The organism is Streptomyces sp. NPDC047043 (genome assembly GCF_040644055.1).
Taxonomy (GTDB): Bacteria; Actinomycetota; Actinomycetes; order Streptomycetales; family Streptomycetaceae; genus Streptomyces.
The window spans coordinates 45,360-68,780 of sequence record NZ_JBEYVO010000024.1; the positions used below are offsets into that span (position 1 = coordinate 45,360).

At 70.2% G+C, this 23,421-nt stretch carries 16 protein-coding genes and 1 pseudogene; 5 read left to right on the top strand and 12 right to left on the bottom strand.

Annotated features, from left to right (window positions below; all coding sequences use genetic code 11):
* Positions 1 to 9: 9 nt before the first annotated feature.
* Entirely contained in the window at positions 10 to 1,704 is a 1,695-nt protein-coding gene (locus ABZ880_RS33365; protein ID WP_361270573.1) for an extracellular solute-binding protein, read from the bottom strand.
* A gap of 324 nt (positions 1,705 to 2,028) precedes the next feature.
* On the opposite strand from ABZ880_RS33365, the gene ABZ880_RS33370 reads away from it, so the two are divergent.
* Positions 2,029 to 4,869, top strand: a complete 2,841-nt coding sequence (locus tag ABZ880_RS33370) for a glycoside hydrolase family 3 C-terminal domain-containing protein (protein ID WP_361270576.1) — start codon at positions 2,029 to 2,031, stop codon at positions 4,867 to 4,869.
* Positions 4,870 to 4,983: 114 nt separating this feature from the next.
* Here the strand turns inward: ABZ880_RS33370 and ABZ880_RS33375 are convergent, their stop codons facing one another.
* The 3 genes from ABZ880_RS33375 to ABZ880_RS33385 form a co-directional block, all read right to left on the bottom strand.
* Positions 4,984 to 6,429 carry an aldehyde dehydrogenase family protein gene (locus ABZ880_RS33375; protein WP_361270579.1) on the bottom strand — a complete coding sequence of 482 codons (1,446 nt, stop codon included), beginning with the start codon at positions 6,427 to 6,429 and terminating at the stop codon, positions 4,984 to 4,986.
* Between the two features lie 132 nt (positions 6,430 to 6,561).
* Complete coding sequence (locus ABZ880_RS33380) at positions 6,562 to 8,244, bottom strand: PucR family transcriptional regulator (protein WP_361270582.1); 1,683 nt, start codon at positions 8,242 to 8,244, stop codon at positions 6,562 to 6,564.
* 117 nt (positions 8,245 to 8,361) lie between these two features.
* Positions 8,362 to 10,479, bottom strand: a complete 2,118-nt coding sequence (locus ABZ880_RS33385; RefSeq protein WP_361270584.1) for an ATP-binding protein — start codon at positions 10,477 to 10,479, stop codon at positions 8,362 to 8,364.
* Between the two features lie 156 nt (positions 10,480 to 10,635).
* Between ABZ880_RS33385 and ABZ880_RS33390 the strand changes: the two genes are divergently transcribed.
* From ABZ880_RS33390 to ABZ880_RS33400, 3 genes and pseudogenes are all read left to right on the top strand, one after another.
* Positions 10,636 to 11,754, top strand: coding sequence for a hypothetical protein (locus ABZ880_RS33390; RefSeq protein WP_361270587.1), 1,119 nt, complete (start codon positions 10,636 to 10,638; stop codon positions 11,752 to 11,754).
* A gap of 114 nt (positions 11,755 to 11,868) precedes the next feature.
* Positions 11,869 to 13,203 (top strand): 4-aminobutyrate--2-oxoglutarate transaminase, encoded by a 1,335-nt coding sequence (gene gabT, locus ABZ880_RS33395; protein WP_361270590.1) that lies wholly within the window; start codon positions 11,869 to 11,871, stop codon positions 13,201 to 13,203.
* Between the two features lie 221 nt (positions 13,204 to 13,424).
* Positions 13,425 to 14,189: pseudogene (locus ABZ880_RS33400) on the top strand (phosphatase PAP2 family protein); the annotation flags it as partial.
* Between the two features lie 85 nt (positions 14,190 to 14,274).
* Here ABZ880_RS33400 and ABZ880_RS33405 read toward each other — a convergent pair.
* The 7 genes from ABZ880_RS33405 to ABZ880_RS33435 form a co-directional block, all read right to left on the bottom strand.
* A complete protein-coding gene (locus tag ABZ880_RS33405) occupies positions 14,275 to 14,727 on the bottom strand; it encodes a hypothetical protein (RefSeq protein ID WP_361270593.1) in 453 nt (150 codons plus the stop codon).
* A gap of 119 nt (positions 14,728 to 14,846) precedes the next feature.
* A complete protein-coding gene (locus ABZ880_RS33410) occupies positions 14,847 to 16,265 on the bottom strand; it encodes an FAD-dependent oxidoreductase (RefSeq protein WP_361270596.1) in 1,419 nt (472 codons plus the stop codon).
* A 29-nt stretch (positions 16,266 to 16,294) separates the two neighbouring features.
* Positions 16,295 to 17,095 (bottom strand): ABC transporter permease, encoded by an 801-nt coding sequence (locus ABZ880_RS33415; RefSeq protein WP_361270598.1) that lies wholly within the window; start codon positions 17,093 to 17,095, stop codon positions 16,295 to 16,297.
* The gene (locus ABZ880_RS33420) at positions 17,096 to 18,025 is read right to left on the bottom strand and encodes an ABC transporter permease (protein ID WP_361270601.1); all 930 of its coding nucleotides are present in this window, start codon (positions 18,023 to 18,025) and stop codon (positions 17,096 to 17,098) included.
* Complete coding sequence (locus tag ABZ880_RS33425) at positions 18,025 to 19,185, bottom strand: ABC transporter ATP-binding protein (protein WP_361270604.1); 1,161 nt, start codon at positions 19,183 to 19,185, stop codon at positions 18,025 to 18,027. Before ABZ880_RS33425 ends, ABZ880_RS33420 begins: the two co-directional genes overlap by 1 nt.
* Complete coding sequence (locus ABZ880_RS33430; protein WP_361270607.1) at positions 19,182 to 20,429, bottom strand: spermidine/putrescine ABC transporter substrate-binding protein; 1,248 nt, start codon at positions 20,427 to 20,429, stop codon at positions 19,182 to 19,184. Before ABZ880_RS33430 ends, ABZ880_RS33425 begins: the two co-directional genes overlap by 4 nt.
* 54 nt (positions 20,430 to 20,483) lie before the next feature.
* The gene (locus ABZ880_RS33435; protein ID WP_361270610.1) at positions 20,484 to 22,019 is read right to left on the bottom strand and encodes a gamma-aminobutyraldehyde dehydrogenase; all 1,536 of its coding nucleotides are present in this window, start codon (positions 22,017 to 22,019) and stop codon (positions 20,484 to 20,486) included.
* A gap of 212 nt (positions 22,020 to 22,231) precedes the next feature.
* On the opposite strand from ABZ880_RS33435, the gene ABZ880_RS33440 reads away from it, so the two are divergent.
* The gene (locus ABZ880_RS33440; RefSeq protein ID WP_361270613.1) at positions 22,232 to 22,822 is read left to right on the top strand and encodes an NADAR family protein; all 591 of its coding nucleotides are present in this window, start codon (positions 22,232 to 22,234) and stop codon (positions 22,820 to 22,822) included.
* Between the two features lie 34 nt (positions 22,823 to 22,856).
* On the opposite strand, the gene ABZ880_RS33445 is transcribed toward ABZ880_RS33440, so the two are convergent.
* On the bottom strand, positions 22,857 to 23,421 hold a 565-nt coding region (locus ABZ880_RS33445; RefSeq protein ID WP_361270615.1), incomplete at its 5' end, for a DUF4190 domain-containing protein.

Consider the following 23,421-nt stretch of genomic DNA (forward strand, 5'->3'; position numbering starts at 1 on the left):
GGTGCCGGGTCAGCTCGCCGCCGAGCCGTTGTCGTCGAGAAGCTTCTTGTACCAGTCGCGCAGCTTGTCCCCGCCCTTGCTCTTCCAGTCGGAGATGAACTGCTGCATGTCGCTGATCTTCTTGTGGCCGCGGACGATGTCGTCCTCCAACTGCTCCATGTCGTTGGTGAGGTTGGTCCAGCGGTTGGGCTCGACGATCTGCAGGCCCCAGAAGGACGACTTCTTGGTGAAGGCGCCCATCCGCTGCTGCCACCCGACCATGCCCTTGGTGTAGTCGGGGAAGTCGGGGTGGGCGATGGTCGAGGCCGGGCTCGCGACCATGACGAAGGCGTTGGCGACCTCGAGGTTGCCCTTGTCGGTCTTGACGGGCACACCGTTCTTGACGGTGTAGTGGGTGCCCTCGACGCCGTAGTTGGTCATCATCCACTCCTTGGTGCCGTACGGCGCCGCGGTGACGTTGGCGATGGCCAGCACGTCGCGGATGACGGACTCGGAGGCCTTCTTGTTGACGAAGGCGAAGATGCCGGCCGGGTTCGCGGCCCACAGGACCGGGTTGCCGCCGTCGTGACCCCAGAGGTCCATGCCCCAGACCTTGAAGTCCGGGTTCTGGGCGGCCTGGATGGCCTGCTGCCCGTACCAGTTGGAGATGTCGTTGTTCCAGATCAGGAACTCGCCGGCGGCGAACTTGGAACTCGGGTCGGTGGCCTGGCTCTTGCCCAGCTTGAAGTCGGGGTGGACGTACCCGTTGGCGAACAGCTTGCGCGTCCACTCCAGCGCCTCGAGGTACTCCGGGGTCTCCATGCGGTGGGTCATCTTGCCGTCGACCACGGTCCAGCTGAGCGACTTCTCCCCGCCGCTGATCACGCCGAAGGTGTTGAACGCGGTCCACTTCATGTCGCCGCAGGCCCACCTCTTGGCCTTGGCGTTGGTGATCTCCTTGGCCAGGGCCATGAACTCGTCGGCGGACTTCGGGACGTCGTAGCCCTGCTTGTCGAAGATGTCCTGGCGGTAGAGGGGCACGATGTTCTGGACGTACGAGGCCGGCATCGGCAGGCCCATCAGCTTGCCGCCGAAGATGGAGCGCTGCCAGGCGTCGGACGGGATCGCCGCCAGGTTGGGGTACTCCTTGACCTTGTCACCGGACAGGTAGGGGCCGAGGTCGGCGAACTTGCCGATGATGGCGCTGGGTATCTTGGCGGTCATGTTCCAGCCCGGGATGACCACCGCGTCCGGGATCTCGCTGGAGGCGAGGACCGCGCCCAGCTTCTGGTCGTAGGTGTTGCCGTCCTGGTTCTGCCATTTGACGTCGACGCCGATCATGGCGTTCGCCGCCGTGTAGTAGGCGCAGTTCCCCTTCGGCGGCGAGCCCCAGAACGGCGACATGATGGTGACCTCGCCGCCCTTGCCGAGCTTCTTGGGCACCGAGGTCTTGAGGCTGTCGACGTCGAGCTTGCTGGTGAAGCCCATGGACGAGCCGTTCTTGGACGGGATGTCCGGCGTCACCACGTTGCTGGCCGCGTAGGCCGGGAGGATCTTCTTCGCGTTCTTTCCCGACGTGGTGCCTCCGCCCGACCCGCTCTCCGATCCCCCGCAGGCGGCAAGCAACGGCATCCCCCCGGCCACCGCTGCGGTGGCGACCGCCGTCGAGGCGAGGAAGCTTCTCCGGCTCGGTCCGGAGGAGGCGGAAGCGGCGTTCGGCGTCATTGCGTCAACCCTTCATGGCGCACCAGGACACCCGGCGGTGCCGTCGGCTGCGGTGTCTCGAGTGGAACTGGCTGAGCTGAAGCGGTTCTTCGAACGCGTGGAGCCTGGACCGCAGTCGAAGCGCTTCGATGTTGCTGTGAGGTTAAGTGAACCCCTGGGGGCGCACAAGGGTCGATTCCAAGATTCCTGTGGGTTCTCGAGGACGACCTTTCCTTATGCACCGCACGAAATAACGGCGAGGGTCTCTTGACACCGCCCATTCGTCGAATCAGCATCGAAGCGCTTCGAAAGCGAGCCGCCGCTCCATCGCAAGGGGATCCCCACGTGACCGCACAGACGCCGCCCACACCGCCGTTCCGCGATCCGCAACTGCCGTTCGCGAAGCGCATCGACGACCTGCTTCAGCGGCTGACGCTCGACGAGAAGATCTCCTTCCTGCACCAGTTCGCACCCGCCGTCGAGCGCCTCGGCATCGATGCCTTCCGCACCGGCCAGGAGGCCCTGCACGGCGTGGCCTGGATGGGCCCGGCGACGGTGTTCCCGCAGGCGGTGGGCCTCGGTGCGACCTGGAACACCGATCTCGTACGACGGGTGGGCGAGGCGGTGTCCAAGGAGACCCGCGCGATGCGCGCCGGCGACGACCGCGTCGGCCTCAACGTCTGGTCCCCCACGGTGAACCTGCTGCGCCACCCGCTGTGGGGCCGCAACGAGGAGGGCTACTCGGAGGACCCGAAGCTGACCTCGGCCATCGCCACCGCGTACACCCGCGGCCTGCGCGGCGACCACCCGACGTACTGGCGCACGGCGCCCGTGCTCAAGCACTGGCTCGCCCACAACAACGAGACGGACAGGGCGACTTCGTCGAGTTCGGTCCGTCCGCGCGTCCTGCACGAGTACGACCTGCGCGCCTTCCGCGAGACGGTCGAGGCGGGCGCGGTGGCGGGGGTGATGCCGGCGTACAACCTGGTCAACGGCCGCCCCAACCACGTCTCGCCGTATCTGCGCGAGCACCTGCGCGCCTGGACCGAGGAGGATCTGCTGGTCTGCTCGGACGCGGGCGCGCCCTCCAACCTGGTCGACTTCGAGCACTACTACGACACCCACGAGGAGGCGACGGCGGCCGCGCTGGTCGCCGGCGTCGACAGCTTCACCGACCACGGGACGGACAGTTCGCAGATCGTCGGGCGGGTCAAGAAGGCGTACGAACAAGGGCTGTTGACCGAGACGGACATCGACACGGCCGTCCGCCGGCAGCTCTCGGTCCGCTTCCGGCTCGGCGAGTTCGACCCGCACTACGACCCGCACGCCGGCACCAAGGACTTCGACACCCCGGCCCACCGCGCCCTCGCCCGGGAGGCGGCGGAGCAGGCGGTCGTGCTCCTCAAGAACGACGGCCTGCTGCCGCTGGCCCCCGACACCCGCCTCGCCGTGGTCGGCCTGCTCGCCGACGAGTGCAAACTCGACTGGTACAGCGGCACCCTCATCCATCGCTCGACCCCTCTTGAGGGCCTGTACGAGCGGTTCGGCGCCGAGCGCGTGGAGTTCGCGGAGGGCGTGGACCGGGTGCTCCTCAAAACCCGCGCAGGCACGTTCCTCCAGGTGCCGGCCGCCGAGGACGCCGACGACGAGGTGCGCGGCGCCGAGGGCGCCCTGGACCCCGCCCTGCTCGCCGGTCGCACGGACCTGCCCCCGCTCACCGCAGGCGACACCGGCACCGAACTCGCGCTGATCGACTGGGGCGAGGGCGTCCTCACGCTGCGCGCCCCCGACGGCCGCTATCTGTCGGTGGCCGACGACGGCTACGTACGCGCCTCCGCCGACCAGCCCGGCGGCTGGGTCGTCCAGGAGACGTTCCGCCTGGAACCCCATGAAGGCGGCCACCTCCTCAGGCACATCGGTACGGGTCGCCACGTCTCGGTCGCCGCCGACGGAGTAAAGGTTGCCGACGGAAATCCGGAAATCTTCGAGCTCATCGTGACCGAACCCGGCGAGGACGCAGTAACGCAGGTCACTGCCCGCGCCGACGTGGTGCTGGTGGTCGCGGGCAACGACCCGCACATCAACGGCCGTGAGACCGAGGACCGCACGACCCTGCGGCTGCCCGCCCACCAGGAGCGCATCCTGCGCGCCGCCCGCGCCACGAACCCGAACACGGTGCTGGCGCTGGTCTCCGCCTACCCCTACGCCGTCCGCACGGGCGCCCTCCCGGCGGTCCTGTGGACCGCGCACGGCGGCCAGGCCGCGGGCACCGCCCTGGCCCGCGTCCTCGCCGGCGACGTCTCCCCCGCGGGCCGCCTCCCGCAGACCTGGTACGAGGACGACGCCGACCTGCCCGACCTCTTCGACTACGACGTGATCGGCGGCCGCCAGACGTACCTGTACTTCGAGGGGACGCCACTGTTCCCCTTCGGACACGGCCTGTCGTACGCGTCGTTCACGTACGGCGACCTGTCGGTGCGGGTCGACGGCACGGCGGTGCATGTGTCCTTCACCGTCACGAACACCGGCGACGTCACCGCCGACGAGGTCGCCCAGCTCTACACCCGCGCCGTGGAGCCGACGGTGACACGCCCGCGCCGCGAACTGCTCGCCCACCGCCGGATCACCCTCGCGCCGGGCGCGAAGGCCGACCTGTCCTTCGAAGTCCCGCTCTCCGCCTTCGAGTTCTGGGACGTGGCCCGTGGCGGCCGGCGCCTGGAGCCCGGCCCCTACGACATCCTGGCCGGCGCCTCCAGCGAGGACATCCGCCTGCGTACGACGGTGATCCTGGACGGCGAGCACGGCGCCCCGCGCCCCGTCCTCCGACTCGGCCTGAACGCGGCCGACTTCGACGACCAGAGCGGCGTCGCGATCGTGGACCGTACGAAGGTGTCGGGCGACGCGGTGACCCCGGCGGCGGGCCGGACGGCCGAACTGATCTACCGCGACTGCGACTTCGGGGACGGCGTCACGGAAGTGACGGTCTCCGTGGCGGGCGAGGGGGTCGTGGAGCTGTCCCTCGACGGCGGCGCGCTGCTCGCCGTACTGACGCCGGACACGGAGACCTCGGACGATCCGTACGCCTACACCACGCTCGGCGCCGGCATCGTCGCCGAGGGCGTGCACGACGTCCACCTCAGGCTGCGCGGCCCGCTGCGGCTCGCGCACGTCGGCTTCTCCGGTTGAGGGTCCGGACCAGGCCGACACAAGGAAGGGGCCCGGCACCGGAAGGCATCGGTGCCGGGCCCTTTCTCGGAGCCTATATGAAAATGGTTACCATTAGCTAGGGGGTGCAGGCCCTTACAGCGCGAGTCCGGTCAGCACCAGCACCCGCTCGTACGTGTAGTCGTCCATCGCGAACTTCACGCCCTCGCGGCCCACTCCGGACTGCTTGGCGCCGCCGTACGGCATCTGGTCGGCGCGGTAGGAGGGGACGTCGCCGACGACGACGCCGCCGACCTCGAGGGCGCGGTGGGCGCGGAAGGCGACCTGGAGGTCGTGCGTGAACACGCCCGCCTGGAGGCCGTACTTGGAGGAGTTGACGGCGGCGAAGGCCTCCGCCTCCCCGTCCACCTTCTGCACGGTGAGGACGGGCCCGAAGACCTCCTCGCAGGAGATGGTGGTGTCGGCCGGTACGTCGGTGAGAACGGTCGGCGCGTAGGAGGCGCCGTCGCGGTCGCCGCCGGTGAGCAGGTTGGCGCCGGCCTCGACGGCCTCCTTCACCCAGGACTCGACGCGCTTGGCCGCGTCTTCGCCGACCAGCGGGCCGACGTCGGTCTTGTCGTCGCCGGGGTCGCCGGTGACCTGGGCCTCGACGGCGGCGACGATGCGGGGCAGCAGCCGGTCGTACACCGACGCGTCCGCGATGACCCGCTGCACGGAGATGCAGGACTGGCCGCCCTGGTAGTTGGAGAAGGTGGCGATACGGGTGGCGGCCCAGTCGAGGTCGGCGTCGCTGGCGAAGTCGCCGAGGACGACGGCCGCGCCGTTGCCGCCGAGCTCCAGGGTGCAGTGCTTGCGCGGCACCGAGTCCATGATCGCGTAGCCGACCTTCTCGGAACCGGTGAAGGAGATGACCGGCAGGCGCTCGTCCTGGACGAGGGCGGGCATCTTGTCGTTGGCGACCGGGAGGATGCTCCAGCAACCGGCCGGGAGGTCGGTCTCGGCGAGCAGGTCACCGATGATCAGACCGGAGAGGGGGGTGGCCGGCGCCGGCTTGAGGATGATCGGCGCACCGGCGGCGATCGCGGGTGCGATCTTGTGGGCGCACAGGTTGAGCGGGAAGTTGAAGGGCGCGATGCCGAGGACGACGCCCTTGGGGAAGCGCCGCGTGAGGGCGAGCCGGCCCTGACCGCCGAGGTCGGTGTCGAGCCGCTGGGCCTCGCCGCCGTTGAACCGCCGGGCCTCTTCGGCGGCGAACCGGAAGACGGAGACGGCACGGCCGACCTCGCCCCGGGCCCACTTGATGGGCTTGCCGTTCTCGGCGGAGATCAGCTGGGCGATCTCCTCGGTGCGCTCGACGAGCCGCCGGCTCACATGGTCGAGGGCGGCGGCGCGGACGTGCGCGGGGGTGGCGGCGAACTCGTCACGTACGGCGTACGCGGCGGCCACGGCCTCCTCGACCTGCGCGTCCGTCGGCACGCTCACCTTGCCGACGAGCCGGCCGTCCCACGGGGAGGTGACGTCGAAGGTGTCCTCGCCGGTGACCTGGCGGCCGGCGAGCCAGAAGGCGTGAGTGGAAGTCATCGTGGAGTCCCGGCCCTTCCGCGTTGAGGGTGTACTTGGCTGTCGTGGTCCACGGTAGGGCGGGCCCGCACGAGGGACGTTTGTCCGGCTCGTAGCAGTGGACGTCGGCGGTACGCCTCTTTGTCCTACGAGCTACTCCGACGAGGTCGCCTTCAAGGCGAGCCACAGCTCCATCCGCACGTCGGGGTCGTCCAGGCTGCGCCCGAGGATCTCCTCCACCCGCCGCATCCGGTACCGCAGCGTGTGCCGGTGAACCCCCAGATCCGCGGCCGCCGCATCCCACTGCCCGTGCCGCGACAGCCACGCCCGCAGCGAGGCCACCAGATCGCCCCGCCCGGTCGCGTCGTGCTCGTACAGCGGCCGCAACAACCCGTCCGCGAAAGCCTTCACCGCGTCGTCGGCCAGCAACGGCACCACGGACCCCGCCGCCAGCTGCTCGTGCTCCACACACACCCGTCCCCGCCGCCGAGCCACCGACAACGACTGCTCGGCCTGCTTGTACGCGGCGGCCGCGGCAACGGGTCCCACCGGCGCCGACACCCCCACCACCAGCTCGTCCTCGTCCCCGCCCTCCGCCCGCTCCCGCACCGCGGCCCCGGTTCGCGCAGCCTCCACCGCCGCCGCGTACTCCCCGCAGGCGCCGACCGCCGCACCGCCGTCCGCGGCCAGCACCACCAGCCGCTGCCCCTCGCCCTCTCCTTCGGGTACGACCAGCACGGCCTCCCCGGCCCGGGCCGCCGCCGACTCCACGATCTCGGCGAGCGCGGCCAGCGGTTCGCCCTGCACGTCGGCCACGGCCAGCGTCGCGGCGGTGGTCCTGGGCACCGTCACGGGCGCCTCGGTGTCGACGGCGGCCCGCGCGGCGGAGGCGGAGGCCGACTCGGCGACGATCATCCGGAAGGGGGCGTCCAGCAGACCGCCGTACAGATCCCCGGCGACGGCACGCGCATGGTCCGGCTCCCCGGCCAGCAGCATGCGCAGCACCGCCGCGCCGATCCGCTGCTCGGCGGCCTGGAGGGACCGCGACCGTTCCGTGGTGAGCGTCAGCAGCGCGATGGCCGAGTGGACGGCGTACCGCTCCGCCGTACCGAGCGCAGCGGCCGTCCCCACGGCCAGCGCCGACCGCGGCCGCCGTCCGGTGCCCAGCGAGTGCAGCTCGACCCGGTCCTCGTTCTCCGGCCCGCCCACCACCGAGGACGCCGGCGCGGGCCGCTCCCGCAGCCGCTCCACGTCCGCCGTGAGCCGCGCGGCCCGCCGGCCCGCCCACTCCGGTGCCGTCGCGACCACCGCACCCGAGGCGTCGTAGAGCGCCGCCCAGCCGTCGACCTGCGAAGCGAGCGCGGACAGCAGCCCCTCCGGGCCCTCGGCCAGCGCCTGCTTGGTGAGCTCCCGCTGGGCCGCGAACCCCGCCGTCACCGCCCGGTACTGGTCGGCCGCGATCGCCGCGGAGACGGCCTTGCTGATGGCGAGGAAGGGCGTGCGCCGGGGCACCTCCAGCAGCGGCAGGCCCTCGTCCCGCGCCGCGTCGACGAGCGCCTCCGGGATCTCCTCGTAATTGACGCCGACGGCGAAGCCGAGCCCGACCACCCCCGCCCCGACCAGCCGCTTCACATACCGCCGCATCGCCTCCGGATCCTCCGCGTCCAGCTTCAGCGCGGTGATCAGCAGCAGTTCCCCGCCCTCCATGTAGGGCACGGGATCGGCGAGTTCACTGACGTGCGCCCAGCGGACGGGCACATCGAGGCGGTCCTCGCCCGCCCGCACGGTCAGCTTGAGCGCGGAATGATGGATGAGCGAGGCAAGCGTCGGGGGCATGAGGCCTTCAGGTCTGCGGGGATCAGGCGAACCTTGTGATCATTTGGCCGCCGCGTATGAACGACCTATGCCGATTCTGCCTCACCGTATGGTCGCCCCGCCCTGTGAAGTCCGGACCTAACCCCTCAGATCCACCAGCAGCGGTGGCGCGTGCTCACCCTTCACATTGGTCAGGGACAGCACCGCGTGCCCCGGCGGCACCGCGTGTGCCAGTTCGGACGCGGACCAGCGCTCCCGTTCGACCTGGCGGACGGTCACGGCGCGCTGGGTGGGTGCCTTGCCGGTGATCACGCGGCGCAGCACGTGCAGGGCCTTGCCGGCCGGGGTCTCGGCGATGATCTGCCGGTCGGTGACGTCCCGGGCCTCGGTCCACTCCTTGCCCCACACCTCGGCGAAGTCCTGCCCGTCCCACGGGGTGAGCCCGGACAGTGCCATACGGCATCCGGTGGCGCCGAGCAGCGGACCGCGCAAGGGCCGCGGCACGTCGTCCAGCGTCCGCAGGGTCACCACGACCCCGGCGTTCCCCGACCGCAGCCGCTGGATCCCGCGCACCGCCTCCGGAGTCACGACGCCCGTCGCGTCGTCCAGCACGAGGCAGGCGAACAGCGACCGGTCCTCCCGTACCGCCACGCTGGCCGTGAACTGCGCGAGCACCAGCCGCGCCAGCATCCGCGAGGCGTCCGCGTGCCCGCGCTCGGGCAGGTCGATCCGTACCCGGACCGGGTGGTCGAGGGCCTTGAGCGAGAAGGGTTTGGACTGCCCGGAGGTGTCGAAGAAGCCCGCGAAGGCCGGCCGGTCCAGCAGCGCCACCCGATCCGCGAGCACCGGAGCCACATCCCCCGGGTGCCCCAACTGACGCTCCCGCGCGTCCAGTTCACGCAGCAGCGACTCCTGCCCGGAGCCCTGCAGCGCCGTACGCAGCGCGTCCAGCGGCCCGGGCGCCCCGTCGAGCAGCTGCCGCAGCTCCGGCACGGAGGGGAAACGCCCGTGAACGGCCCTGAAAGGACCGAGGAGTTGGGCGAGCACCGTCGTCGACCGACGGCTGTCGCTCCCCGGGTGCGGATCGGCGAGGTCCCCGACCAGCGCCTCCGCGAGCACGGCCGCGGCCTCGTCGGGGTCGCCCGTCCCGCCGTACAGGTCCAGGTCGTACACCGATTCCGGATTCCCGACCCGTACGACGACGTCGTAGGAGTCGACCGGTCCGAGCCCCGCGCCCGCCGCACCGACCACGACCACGGCGGCCCGCCCGGCGAGCGCCTGCAGACACAGCGACTCGGCGAGCGGCTGCACCACGGTGCCGGTCTTGCCGGAGCCGGCCGGTCCGACGGCGAGCAGCGAGGTGCCGAGCAGATCGGTGCCGAGACCGAGGCCGGCGCCGCGGTAGGCGTACGGGTTGCGGGGGTCGTCGGCGGTGGTGCCGAGCCGTACCTGACCGGTCAGCAGGTCGTGCCGGGCGATCCGGGCCGGCAGGTCGCGTTCCCCGGAGGGGTGCAGACAGGCGGCGGCACCGTCGCTGAGCACCGCGCCGGTGAACGCGGCGAGGCTGTGCCGGCCGCTGCGCACGCCCTGCCAGGCGCGGACGATCCGGGCGTGGTCCACGTCCCGCATCAGCCCCGCCCGGGCCTCCGTGGCAAGCCGCTCGGCGGCGTCCACGGCTCCGGCGGCGCGCAGTTGGGGCCACTCGGCGGGGTCCTGCTCGGGAACGGGCGGGCGCTCGGCGTGGGGTGCGGTCGCCCGGCTCCAGGCGGGCGGGCCGTAGCGGCGCCAGATCTCGCTCCAGCGGCCGAGCCGGCCCACGCCGATCATGATGACCAGGGCGATCAGCACGTAGTAGGCGTAGACGACCACGACCGAGGCGAAGCTGTGCGGCTGGACCCAGGAGTCGGGGATCATCGCGTAGAGCGGCAGCAGCCACCAGCCGCCGAGGTAGCCGTTCCACAGCAGCGACCAGATCAGCCAGCCGACCAGGAAGGCGATCACCGCGCCGCTGATCAGCTGGCGGGCGGGGATGAGTTCCGGCTCCTCCTCCGGCCGCGGCCGGTGCCCGAACCGCCACACGCCGGGCAGCGCGTCCGGCCGTGGCGCCCGAAGCCACGTCAGGAACGCCGCCCCGTCCGGCCGCGGCGGCACACCCGGCGCGGTCGTGGGCCTCGGCGGTACCTCCGGCGGACCTGCCGGACGCGGCACAGGGTTCGCATGTGTACCCCGCGCGTCCTGCGTCCCGTCGCTGTCCATCGCCCTCGCTCCCTGACCAGCCGTTCCGTCCACCGTCAGCGGTCAATCTAACGCCCTTGCCAAGGGAGTTCACCGATTGCGGGGCCGAGCGGATCGAACAGTTCCGGATAGGGTCGTGCGTTCGCGCCGAAGACGAAGCGGAAGAGGAACCTCCAGTTGACCGGGCAACGGCCCCCGGGCCACCCGGACTTCACCCCCACGGCACCCGGCACCACGGGCACGGCCTGGGCCGATCCGGCGACGCGCGGGGTGTGGCGGCGACAGACGGGACGGAGCCTGCTGTTCCTCGCGGGCCATGCCGCCGGTTGGACGCTGTACATCGGGAGCAGCGCCGTACGCGAGCACCTGATCTGGCTGTGCGTCGTCTTCGCGCTGTTCTCGGTGTGCCGAGTGCCGGTCGAGGTCTTCGGCGAGCTCATGAACGCGATGTCGGTACGACGTGTCCTGCGCGCCCACCCCTGGCACATCGCGGAGAACCCGCCGCACGGTCTCTCGGACCACCCGCAGGCGCGCAACGGGCACAACGCCTGGTTCGAGGTCCCCGATCCCGCCGATCCGGAGCGCCGCGTGCCCTTGATCATCGATGCGCCGCTGTGGTGGGTGCGCCGCATGCGGGCCGACGCCCCACCGGAGCGCAAGGCCCGGATGGCCGTGCTCTGGTACAGCGGCATCCCGGGCGAAGAGGTGGTCATCGCCGCCTCACGCGCCGATGAACGCACCCCGCACCGCCTGCGCCACCGCCATCTCCGGCACAGCCTGATGCCGGAGACGCCCGCCCGCACCGAGGTGACGCCACCACCCGGCCCGCTCAACGCCCTCTCCCACCCGGCGACGCGCCGCGCGATGCGCCACCGTACGTACGGGCTGGTCACCGCGCTGCTGCTCATCTGGCCCACGGTGCTCTTCGTGCAGATCGCCGAGGTGGTCGCCGACGAGGACCACGACAAGGTGGGACTGTTCGGGATCGCCCTGCTTCTCGAGCTGACGTTCCTCCCCCTCCACGTCTTCCTGATCGTCGCCGCGCGCCGGATGGCCCGGACCCTGGCCACGAACAGCTGGCGAATGGTCGACTGCACGATCCGCAGGCGCGGCAGACAGCAGCTGATCCGCATCGGCGACCGCACCCTCACCACCCCGCCGAGCTCGTACGTCGACTCCCGGCTCACCCGGCTGTGGATCGCCGGCCACCCGCACCGGCGCTGCGTGATCTCCGCTCCCGGCGGTGCCGAACCGCTCCGTGTGGCTATGTCCACGACGGACAACCGAAACCCCTGACAACGCCCACATGGAGCATGCCCACCCCCCTCTCCCGGTCCTAGCCTGCGAGAAAAGAAGGCAAGAGTCCGAGAAACACCGTCCGTGAAGCCCGCAACACCCCAGGAGCCCCTCATGAGCGCACTTCCGCAGGAGCGCCGCGTCGTCACCGCCATCCCCGGTCCGAAGTCGCAGGAGCTGCAGGCCCGCCGTACCGCCGCGGTCGCGCAGGGCGTGGGCTCCGTGCTGCCCGTGTTCACCGCGCGCGCGGGCGGCGGGATCATCGAGGACGTCGACGGGAACCGGCTCATCGACTTCGGTTCCGGCATCGCCGTGACCTCGGTCGGCGCATCCGCCGAGGCCGTCGTACGCCGGGCCTCCGCGCAGCTCGCCGACTTCACCCACACCTGTTTCATGGTCACCCCGTACGAGGGCTACGTGGAGGTCGCCGAGGCCCTCGCCGAGCTCACCCCGGGTGACCACGCCAAGAAGTCCGCGCTGTTCAACTCCGGCGCCGAGGCCGTCGAGAACGCCGTCAAGATCGCCCGTGCGTACACCAAGCGCCAGGCCGTCGTCGTCTTCGACCACGGCTACCACGGCCGCACCAACCTCACGATGGCGCTGACGGCGAAGAACATGCCGTACAAGCACGGCTTCGGTCCGTTCGCGCCCGAGGTCTACCGCGTGCCGGTCGCCTACGGCTACCGCTGGCCGACCGGTCCGGAGAACGCCGGTCCCGAGGCCGCCGCGCAGGCCATCGACCAGATCACCAAGCAGGTCGGCCCGGACAACGTCGCCGCGATCATCATCGAGCCGGTGCTCGGCGAGGGCGGCTTCATCGAGCCCGCCAAGGGCTTCCTGCCCGCGATCCGGAAGTTCGCCGCCGACAACGGCATCGTCTTCGTCGCCGACGAGATCCAGTCCGGCTTCTGCCGCACCGGCCAGTGGTTCGCCTGCGAGGACGAGGGCATCGTCCCGGACCTGATCACCACCGCCAAGGGCATCGCCGGCGGTCTCCCGCTCGCCGCGGTCACCGGCCGCGCCGAGATCATGGACGCGGCACACGCGGGCGGCCTCGGCGGCACCTACGGCGGCAACCCGGTCGCCTGCGCGGGCGCGCTGGGCTCCATCGAGACGATGAAGGAGCTGGACCTCAACGCCAGGGCGAAGGCGATCGAGGCCGTCATGAAGGCCCGTCTGGGAGCGATGGCCGAGAAGTTCGACATCATCGGCGACGTCCGCGGCCGCGGCGCGATGATCGCCATCGAGCTGGTGAAGGACCGTACGACCAAGGAACCGAACCCGGAGGCGACCGCCGCGCTGGCCAAGGCCTGCCACCAGGAGGGCCTGCTGGTCCTGACCTGTGGCACCTACGGCAACGTCCTCCGCTTCCTGCCCCCGCTGGTCATCGGCGAGGACCTCCTGAACGAGGGCCTGGACATCATCGAGCAGGCCTTCGCGCGCATCTGAGCCAAACGGAATCCGCAGCTCACCCACAGGTTGCGCACCTCACGCGTCACAGCTGTCCCAGCGCTTGCAGGCACCGGGATTCCGGTGCCGGGGCGGCGGGCGTCAGGCCGTGTGAAGAACGTGTGCGAGGTGGATGGCGGGACGCGATTCCGTCTGTCTTCGGACCATCCCCTGCCGTAGGTTCTACCCAGATGAGAGATACACCCCGCTCACAGGGGACTGTGGGCGACTTCAGGCCGTGGCCTCCCCAGCTACGACCTGGTCGTGCCCTCGCGCACACACCCGGAGCTTCCGGCTCCGGATCTCCTCACCGATCGGACAGTCGCCCGCCCCAAACCCCCCGGGGTGGGCGTCCATCCGATCTGATCGGCCGCCCCGGAACTACCCCCCCTGTTCCGGGGCGGCCGACCTCCTTCTTCCTTCTTCTCGGGCTTCCCGCCCTCCTCTTCGCGCTGATCACCTGGCAGGTCGTCTCCGACGGCCTGCTTCTGCGCGTGGACGCACGGGTCAGCCGTGCCCTCGTCCACCCGGACCGCTTCTCCGAACTCCTCGCCGACCTGGGCGATGTCAAGGTCGCGGTGCCGGTGCTCGCCCTCGTCCTGGCGCACGTCGCCCGGCGGCGCCGTGCGGCGGGGACGTACCGCTGGTGGCTGCCGCCGCTCGCGGCCGCCGTGCTGATGGCGCTGGTCCCGGCCCTGATCGTCCCCCTCAAGGAACTCACCGACCGCCCCGGCACCCCCGTCATGCCCCCGGGCACCGGCTACTACCCCTCCGGCCACACCGCGACGGCCGCCGTCGCCTACGGCTCGGCGGCCCTGCTCCTGTTCCCCTGGCTCCGCACCGCGTACGCCCGCCGCGCACTGCTCGCCGCCTGCGCCCTCGTCAATCTGGCCGTCGGGTTCGGCCTGGTCCGGCGCGGTTTTCACTGGCCGCTGGACGTCGTGGCCAGTTGGTGTCTGTGCACACTGCTGATCATGTCTTTGTGGCTGTTCCTGCTCCGCGTCGACCTCACGGGTGGCCGACGCGGGCACGGCGAGGATTCCGCCTAGACCTTCGGCCATCACCGGCCCGTCATGTGCCCTCCTCGCTCGCCAGGCCCGCCGCCGCCTCGTGCATCGCCAGTTCGAGGAGTGCGGGGTCCGTGAGGGTGCCCGAGCCGTCCGGCGGGACCAGCCAGCGCACACCGCCGGTCGAGCGCCCCGGGTACGGCACCACGATCCAGGTGCCGGCCCCTGCGGTACGGATGCCCGTGCCGAGCCAGCGGGCCGCGGTGCCGGGCGGTACGAGGAAGCCCATGCGGGCGTCCCCGAAGTCGACCAGCACCGGACCCGGCCGGTCGAGGATGCGGGTGAGGACGTCAAGGGTGGGGTAGCCGAGCTCGCCCGGCAGGATGAGTACGTCCCAGGCCTTGCCGGCGGGCAGCAGCGCGACCCCGAGGGGATTGCGCTCCCACTCCCGGCGACAGGCCTCGGGATCCGGAGCAACGGATGCCAGCCACTCGACCGCCGTCTTCGCCCCAGTCATGAGGAGACCTCCCTGTTTCTCCTGGACGCTGGTCGCGTCACGGGTGAGAGGGAGGTCTCCCGGCAGGCATTACGCGGGTTTCGTTCACTCTTACGGGTGAACCGGGTCACACGCCTTGGCTAGCTGTCGAAGCCGAGGCCCAGTCTGTCCATCGTCCGCAGCCAGAGGTTGCGTCGGCCGCCGTGCGCGTCCGCCCTGGCCAGCGACCACTTGGTGAGGGCGATGCCCGTCCAGGCGAAGGGCTCCGGCGGGAAGGGCAGCGGCTTCTTGCGGACCATTTCGAGCGACGTGCGCTCGGTCCGCTCTCCCGACAGCAGGTCGAGCATGACCTCGGCGCCGAAGCGGGTGGCGCCGACGCCCAGGCCCGTGTACCCGGCTGCGTACGACACCTTCCCCTGGTGCGCCGTGCCGAAGAAGGCCGAGAAGCGCGAGCAGGTGTCGATCGCGCCGCCCCAGGTGTGCGTGAAGCGGACACCCTCCAGCTGCGGGAAGCAGGTGAAGAAGTGCCCGGCGAGCTTGGCGTACGTCTCCGGCCGGTCGTCGTACTCGGCGCGCACCCGGCCGCCGTACGGATAGATCGCGTCGTAACCGCCCCAGAGGATGCGGTTGTCGGCGGAGAGCCGGAAGTAGTGGAACTGGTTCGCCGAGTCGCCGAGGCCCTGGCGGTTCTTCCAGCCGATCGACGCAAGCTGCTCCTCGCTCAGCGGCTCGGTCATCAGCGCGTAGTCGTAGACCGGGACGGTGTACGCGCGGACGCGCTTGAGCAGGCTCGGGAAGATGTTGGTGCCGAGCGCGACCTTGCGGGCGCGGACGGAGCCGTACGGAGTGCGTACGGCCATGCCGGCGCCGTACGGCTTCAGAGTGAGGGCCGGGGTGTGCTCGTAGACGCGGACGCCGAGCGCGAGGCAGGCGCGCTTGAGGCCCCAGGCGAGCTTGGCGGGGTGGAGCATGGCGACGCCGCGGCGGTCGTGCAGGCCCGCCTGGAATGTCGGTGAGTCGACTTGTTCCCGCACCGCCTCGGCGTCCAGGAACTCGACGCCGTCGGCCAGGCCCTCGCGCTCCATCTGCTCGTACCAGTCGCGCAGTTCCCGGGCCTGGTACGTCTCGGTCGCCACGTCGATCTCGCCGGTGCGCTCGAAGTCGCAGTCGAGGGAGTGGCGGGCGACCGCCTTCTCGATCTCGTCGAGGTTGCGGGCGCCCAGCTCCTGCAGCTGGTGGATCTCGTCCGGCCAGCGGGCCAGGCCGTTGGGCAGGCCGTGGGTGAGGGAGGCGGCGCAGAAGCCGCCGTTGCGGCCCGAGGCGGCCCAGCCCACCTCGCGGCCTTCCAGCAGGACGACATCCCGCCCCGGCTCGCGCTCCTTGGCGATCAGCGCGGTCCACAGTCCGCTGTAGCCGCCGCCGACGACCAGCAGGTCGCAGGTCTCGTCGCCGGTGAGCGCGGGCTCGGGGTGGGGCTTGCCGGGGTCTTCCAGCCAGTACGGGACCGGCTGTGCGTCGGAAAGAGACTTTGTCCAGCGGTTCATGGCGCTTGGGGCCATGATTTCAACTCCCTACAGGGGATGTGCGGTTATGCCTTCTGCTTGTTCCGGCGATTGCTGATGAGCATCGAGGACAGGACGAGCAGCACGGCGACCAGGAACATGGCCGTACCGATGACATTGATCTGAACGGGCGTTCCGCGCTGTGCCGAGCCCCAGACGAACATGGGGAAGGTGACGGTCGAGCCCGCGTTGAAATTGGTGATGATGAAGTCGTCGAAGGAGAGCGCGAAGGACAGCAGCGCACCCGCGGCGATTCCGGGGGCCGCGATGGGCAGGGTGACGCGCAGGAAGGTCTGCGCCGGGCCGGCGTAGAGGTCCTGGGCCGCCTGTTCCAGCCGCGGGTCCATCGACATCACGCGCGCCTTGACGGCGACGACGACGAAACTGAGGCAGAACATGATGTGGGCGATCAGGATCGTCCAGAAGCCCAGCTGGGCGCCCATGTTGAGGAACAGGGTCAGCAGCGAGGCCGCCATGACGACCTCGGGCATCGCCATCGGCAGGAAGATCAGCGAGTTCACGGTGCCCCGGGCGCGGAACCGGTAGCGGACCAGGGCGAAGGCGATCATCGTGCCGAGGGCCGTGGCGCCGACGGTCGCCCAGAAGGCGATCTGGAGGCTGATCGACAGCGAGCCGCACATGTCGGCGACACCGCACGGCTCTTTCCAGGCATCCAGCGAGAACTGCTGCCACGCGTAGTTGAAACGGCCCTTCGGTTTGTTGAAGGAGAACACCGTGACGACGATGTTCGGCAGCAGGAGATAGCCGAGGGTCAGCAGTCCCGCGATGACGACGAGATGGCGCTTGAGCCAGTTGACGAAGGGCATTTAGACCAGATCCTCCGTCCCGGACTTGCGAATGTAGATGGTGACCATGAGCAGAATCGCGGCCATGAGGATGAAGGAGAGGGCCGCGGCCGTCGGATAGTCCAGAATCCGCAGGAACTGGGTCTGGATGACGTTTCCGATCATGCGGGTGTCGGTCGAACCGAGGAGTTCCGCGTTGACGTAGTCGCCGGCCGCCGGGATGAAGGTCAGCAGCGTGCCGGAGACCACGCCCGGCATCGACAGCGGGAAGGTGACCTTGCGGAAGGTGGTCCAGGGCTTGGCGTACAGGTCCCCGGCCGCCTCGTGCAGCCGCCCGTCGATGCGCTCGAGCGAGGTGTACAGCGGCAGGATCATGAACGGCAGGAAGTTGTACGTCAGTCCGCAGACCACGGCGAGCGGTGTGGCCAGGACGCGGTCGCCGGAGGTCCAGCCGAGCCAGTTGGTGACGTCCAGGACGTGCAGGGTGTTGAGGGCGCCGACGACCGGGCCGCCGTCCGCGAGGATCGTCTTCCAGGCGAGCGTACGGATCAGGAAGCTGGTGAAGAACGGTGCGATCACCAGGATCATGATCAGGTTCCGCCAGCGGCCCGCGCGGAAGGCGATCAGGTACGCGAGCGGGTAGCCGAGGACCAGACACAGGATCGTCGCGGCACCGGCGTACAGGATCGAGCGCAGGAACTGCGGCCAGTACTCGGACATCGCGTCCCAGTAGGTGGCGAAGTGCCAGGTGACCTTGTAGCCCTCCTCCAGCGAGCCCGTCTGCACGGACGTGGAGGCCTGGTAGATCATCGGCAGCGCGAAGAAGATCAGCAGCCAGAGGATGCCGGGCAGCAGCAGCCAGTACGGCACCAGGCGGCCGCGCTTGCGCGGGGGCTTCTTCTGCGGGGCCGTCGGGGAGAGAGGCGGGGGCGCCTCGGTCAGCGTCGCCATCAGGCCGCCGCCTCTTCCTCGATGCCGGCGTCGATGTCCTGGGCCGCGTCCAGGCCGAAGGTGTGCGCCGGGTTCCAGTGCAGGACGACGTCGGCGCCGGGCACCAGCCGGGCGTCGCGGTCGATGTTCTGGGCGTAGACCTCGAACTCCGGGCAGACCGGGCTGTCGATGACGTACTGCGTGGAGACGCCGATGAAGCTGGAGTCGGCGATCTTGCCGGTGATGCGGTTGCGGCCCTCGGGGATCTCGCCCGCGTCGTCGGCGTGGGTGAGGGAGATCTTCTCGGGGCGCACACCGACCAGCACCTTGCCGCCGGTCGTCGTCGGCGCCGAACAGCGCGCCTCGGGCAGGACCAGCTTGCCGCCGCCCGCACCGAGGACGATGTCGTCGCCGCTCTTGGAGTCGACCTCGGCCTCGATGAGGTTGGAGGTGCCGAGGAAGTTGGCGACGAAGGTGGTGTTGGGGTTCTCGTACAGGTCGGTGGGCGAGCCGAGTTGCTCGACGCGGCCCGCGTTCATCACGGCGACCGTGTCGGCCATGGTCATGGCCTCCTCCTGGTCGTGCGTGACGTGGATGAAGGTGATGCCGACCTCGGTCTGGATGCGCTTGAGCTCCAGCTGCATCTGGCGGCGCAGCTTGAGGTCCAGGGCGCCGAGGGGCTCGTCGAGGAGGAGCACCTTCGGGGTGTTGATCAGTGCGCGGGCGACCGCGACGCGCTGCTGCTGGCCGCCGGAGAGCTGGTGCGGCTTCTTGCGCGCCTGCTCGCCGAGCTGGACGAGCTCCAGCATGTCCTCGACCTGCTTCTTCACCGACCTGATGCCACGGCGGCGCAGACCGAAGGCGACGTTCTCGAAGATGTCGAGGTGCGGGAAGAGGGCGTAGGACTGGAAGACCGTGTTCACCGGCCGCTTGTACGGCGGCAGGTGGGTGACCTCCTGGTCGCCGAGGTGGACGGTGCCGCTGGTGGGCTCCTCCAGACCGGCGATCATGCGCAGGGTGGTGGTCTTGCCGCAGCCGGAGGCGCCGAGCAGAGCGAAGAAGGAGCCCTGCGGGACGGTCAGGTCGAGCGGGTGCACGGCGGTGAAGGAGCCGTAGGTCTTGCTGATGCCCGAGAGGCGGACGTCGCCGGTGGTGTCTGTCTTGTTCGTCACGGTGATCACGCCCCAGTCAGCTTCGCGAACTTCTGTTCAAACTCGGTCTCTTCCTTCGAACTCAGCGAACGGAAGGGGTGGGACTTCGCGGCCATCGCCTTGTCGGGGATGATCAGCGGGTTGTCCGCCGCATCCTTGTCGATCTTCTCCAGCTCGGGCTTCACACCGTCGACGGGACACACGTAGTTGATGTACGCGGCGAGCTCGGCGGCCGGTTTCGGCTCGTAGTAGTAGTCGATGAGCCGCTCGGCGTTCGTCTTGTGGCGCGCCTTGTTGGGGATCAGCATGTTGTCGGTCGACGTCATGTACCCGCTGTCCGGGATCAGGAAGTCGATGTCCGGGCTGTCCGCCTTGAGCTGTACGACGTCACCGGCCCAGGCGATGCAGGCGGCGAAGTCGCCGCTGGTCAGGTCCGAGGTGTAGTCGTTGCCGGTGAAGCGGCGGATCTGGCCCTTGTCGACCGCCTTCTGCATCCGGGCGATCGCCGCGTCGAAGTCGTCGGCGGTGAAGGTCGCCGGGTCCTTGCCCATGTCGAGCAGCGTCATGCCCACGCTGTCGCGCATCTCCGACAGGAAGCCGACGCGTCCCTTGAGCTTGGGGTTGTCGAGCAGGTCGGAGAGCGACTTCACCTCGATGCCGTCGAGCGCCTTCTTGTTGTAGGCGATGACGGTCGAGATGCCCTGCCAGACGTACGAGTAGGCGCGGCCCGGGTCCCAGTCGGGGTCGCGGAACTGCGAGGAGAGGTTGGCGTAGGCGTGCGGCAGGTTGGACGCGTCCAGTTTCTGCACCCAGCCGAGGCGGATCAGCCGGGCCGCGAGCCAGTCGGTGAGCACGATGATGTCGCGCCCGGTGTCCTGGCCTGCCGCGAGCTGCGGCTTGATCTTGCCGAAGAACTCGACGTTGTCGTTGATGTCCTCGGTGTACTTGACCTTGATGCCGGTGCGTTTGGTGAACTGGTCGAGCGTGGGATGGTGCTTCTCGCTGTCGTCCACGTCCATGTACTCGGTCCAGTTGGAGAAGTTGACGGTCTTCTCCTTGGCCGAGTGGTCCTCTGCGGAGACTCCGCCCTTGGTGTTGCCGGCGGCGGGGATCCCGCAGCCGCTCAGCGCCGCGAGGCCGCCGACCGCGAGCGCGCCGCCCGCAGAGGCGCGCAGCATCGAACGGCGGGTTAGGGAAGCCCTGCCGTTGCGGAAGCTGCGCCGCATGGCGGCCACCTGGGCCGGTGACAGGCGGTCGGGCTCGTACTGCTCCATGCGTTTGATGCCCTTTCGGGAGTGTGCGGCCGCGGGTCGGGCGGCCTGTTGTCGCTAGCGGTCCCCGAAGATCGTGCGGTGCCAGTCCTTGCGCGGCACCGCCGTGTTGTCGAACATGACGTGTTTGATCTGGGTGTACTCCTCGAACGAGTACGCGGACATGTCCTTGCCGAAGCCGGACGCCTTGTAGCCGCCGTGGGGCATCTCGCTGATGATCGGGATGTGGTCGTTGACCCACACGCAACCCGCCTTGATCTCGCGGGTGGCGCGGTTCGCCCGGTAGACGTCACGGCTCCAGGCGGAGGCGGCGAGGCCGTACGGGGTGTCGTTGGCGAGCCCGATCCCATCCTCGTCGGTCTCGAACGGGAGTACCACCAGGACCGGCCCGAAGATCTCGGACTGCACGATCTCGCTGTCCTGTGCGGCGTCCGCGACCAGGGTGGGGCGGTAGTACGCGCCGTTCGCGAGCTCGCCCTGCGGAGCCTCGCCGCCGGTCACCACGCGCGCGTAGGAGCGCGCCCGGTCGACGAAACCGGCGACGCGGTCGCGCTGGACGTGCGAGATGAGCGGGCCGAGGTCGGTGCCGGGGGCGAAGGGGTCGCCGAGCCGGACGGTCTCCATGAGGGCGGCGGTCTGCTCGACGAACGCCTCGTAGAGAGGCCTTTGCACGTACGCGCGCGTGGCGGCCGTGCAGTCCTGGCCGGTGTTGATGAGTGCGCCCGCGACCGCGCCGTGCACGGCGGCCTCGAGATCGGCGTCGTCGAAGACGACGAAGGGGGCCTTGCCGCCGAGTTCCAGATGGATCCGCTTGACGGTGGCGGTGGCGATCTCGGCGACGCGCCTGCCGACCGCGGTGGACCCGGTGAAGGAGGTCATGGCGACGTCGGGATGGCCGACGAGATGCTCACCGGCCTCCTTCCCGGTCCCGGTGACGATGTTGATGACACCGTCCGGGATCCCGGCGTCGGTGGCGGCCTGCGCGAACAGCAGCGAGGTGAGCGGAGTGAGCTCGGCGGGCTTCAGCACGATGGTGTTGCCCGCGGCGATCGCCGGGAGGATCTTCCAGGCGGCCATCTGGAGGGGGTAGTTCCAGGGCGCGATGGAGCCCACGACACCGATGGGTTCACGACGCACATAAGAGGTGTGGTCACCGGAGTACTCGCCCGCGGACTGTCCCTGCAGATGCCGGGCGGCGCCCGCGAAGAAGGCGGTGTTGTCGATGGTCCCCGGCACGTCGAACTCGCGCGTCAGCTTCAACGGCTTGCCGCACTGCAGCGATTCGGCGCGGGCGAAGTCCTCGGCACGGTCCGCGAGCACGGCCGCGAACCGGTGCAGGGCGTCGGAGCGCTCGCCCGGGGTGGCGCCCGCCCAGCCCGGGAAGGCCTCACGCGCGGCGGCGACGGCCGCGTCCACGTCGTCGCGGCCGGCCAGTTCGTACGTGTACACCTCCTCGCCGGTCGCCGGATCGACGACCGCGTGCGTACGACCGGAGGTGCCCTTCGTCAGGCGGCCCGCGATGAACTGCGCGCCGTCCGCGAAGCGGTCCTGTGCCGGGAATCGTTCCGGGGTGGCGTTGCCCGGGTTGTGCATGTCGCTCTCCTCCGCCTTCGCCCCGCGACTCAAATGGGCGGGTGGGCGTAGCTCCAGCTCGATTTGACTGCCGATCCTGACAGAGCCAAGGGACTCCTACAAGTGATTCCGTTGTTGCCTTTCGGTTACGCAACGGAATCTGTCGACCAGGTGTCGAGTGAGCCAGGAAAACGGGGGACGGACTGTCAGTGGTGCCTGCCAGACTCGCGTGCATGGAAAAGATCACGGGGAAGGCCGAGGGGGCCATCGACTCGCGGGATGCGCTGGTCAAGGCGGTGCGGGCGGGGGCGAAGGTCAAGTACCTGCATTTCTGGGGGCACCGCGCGCGGCCGGACGGCCAGGTGAGCGCGAGCTGTCTGAGCCAGTGGTGGCCGTCTCCGTTCACTGTGGACGGGGTGACCTATGCGACCGCCGAGCACTGGATGATGGCGGGCAAGGCGCGGCTGTTCGACGACGCGGAGGCTGAGCGGCGCGTCCTGGCCGCGGACCATCCGTCCCTCGCCAAGAAGGCGGGCCGGCTCGTGCGCGGCTTCGACGAGGAGACATGGCAGCGCGAGCGCTTCGGCATCGTGGTCGAGGGCAGCGTCCACAAGTTCACCGCGCACGCGGATCTACGGGACTTCCTGCTGGGCACGGGCGGGCGGGTGCTGGTGGAGGCGAGTCCCGTGGACCGGGTGTGGGGCATCGGTCTGGCGGCGGACGACGAGGCGGCGATGGATCCGGAGCGGTGGCGGGGGCCGAATCTGCTGGGGTTCGCGTTGATGGAGGCCCGGGGGCGGTTGACCGTTGAGCAGGGGGCCTGAGCGAGGCCCGAGGCCCTGTCGGGGCGGCGGCCGGTCAGGGGTTGGCGATCAGGAAGGCGACGAAGCCCAGGCCGAGGACGATGCCGACTGCGCCGCAGATGATGCCGGCGAGGGCCTGGCCCGCGTTCGTCGCCTCGCCCCGGGTGACCTTGGCGCGGCTGACGAAGCCGAAGATCAGGGCCAGTACACCCAGCAGGATGGAGATCGGCCACAGGCAGAAGACGACGTCCGAGATGATGCCGAGCACGAGCGCGGCCGTACCCGTGCCGTTGCTGGGCGCGGGCGTCATCCCGGGCCAGCCGTAGTACCCGGGGGCACCTTGTGGCAGCGGTCCGGCTCCGGGGTAACCGGGACCAGGCGGGTAACCGGTGCCGACCGGGTAGCCGTAACCGCTGGGATAGCCGTACGGCACCTGCCCGGGGCCCTCGGGGCCGATGGGCGGCGGGGGGACGGGCTCGCCGTGGGCGTGCGGGGCGGCCGGAGTGCTCGGGGGTGCGAAGGGGTTGGCCGCGTTGCCCATCGGCGTCCCGGCACCCGGCGGGGCGAAGGGATTGGCGGGAGCGCCGGTCGGCCCCGCGGCTCCGGGCGGCGCGAAGGGG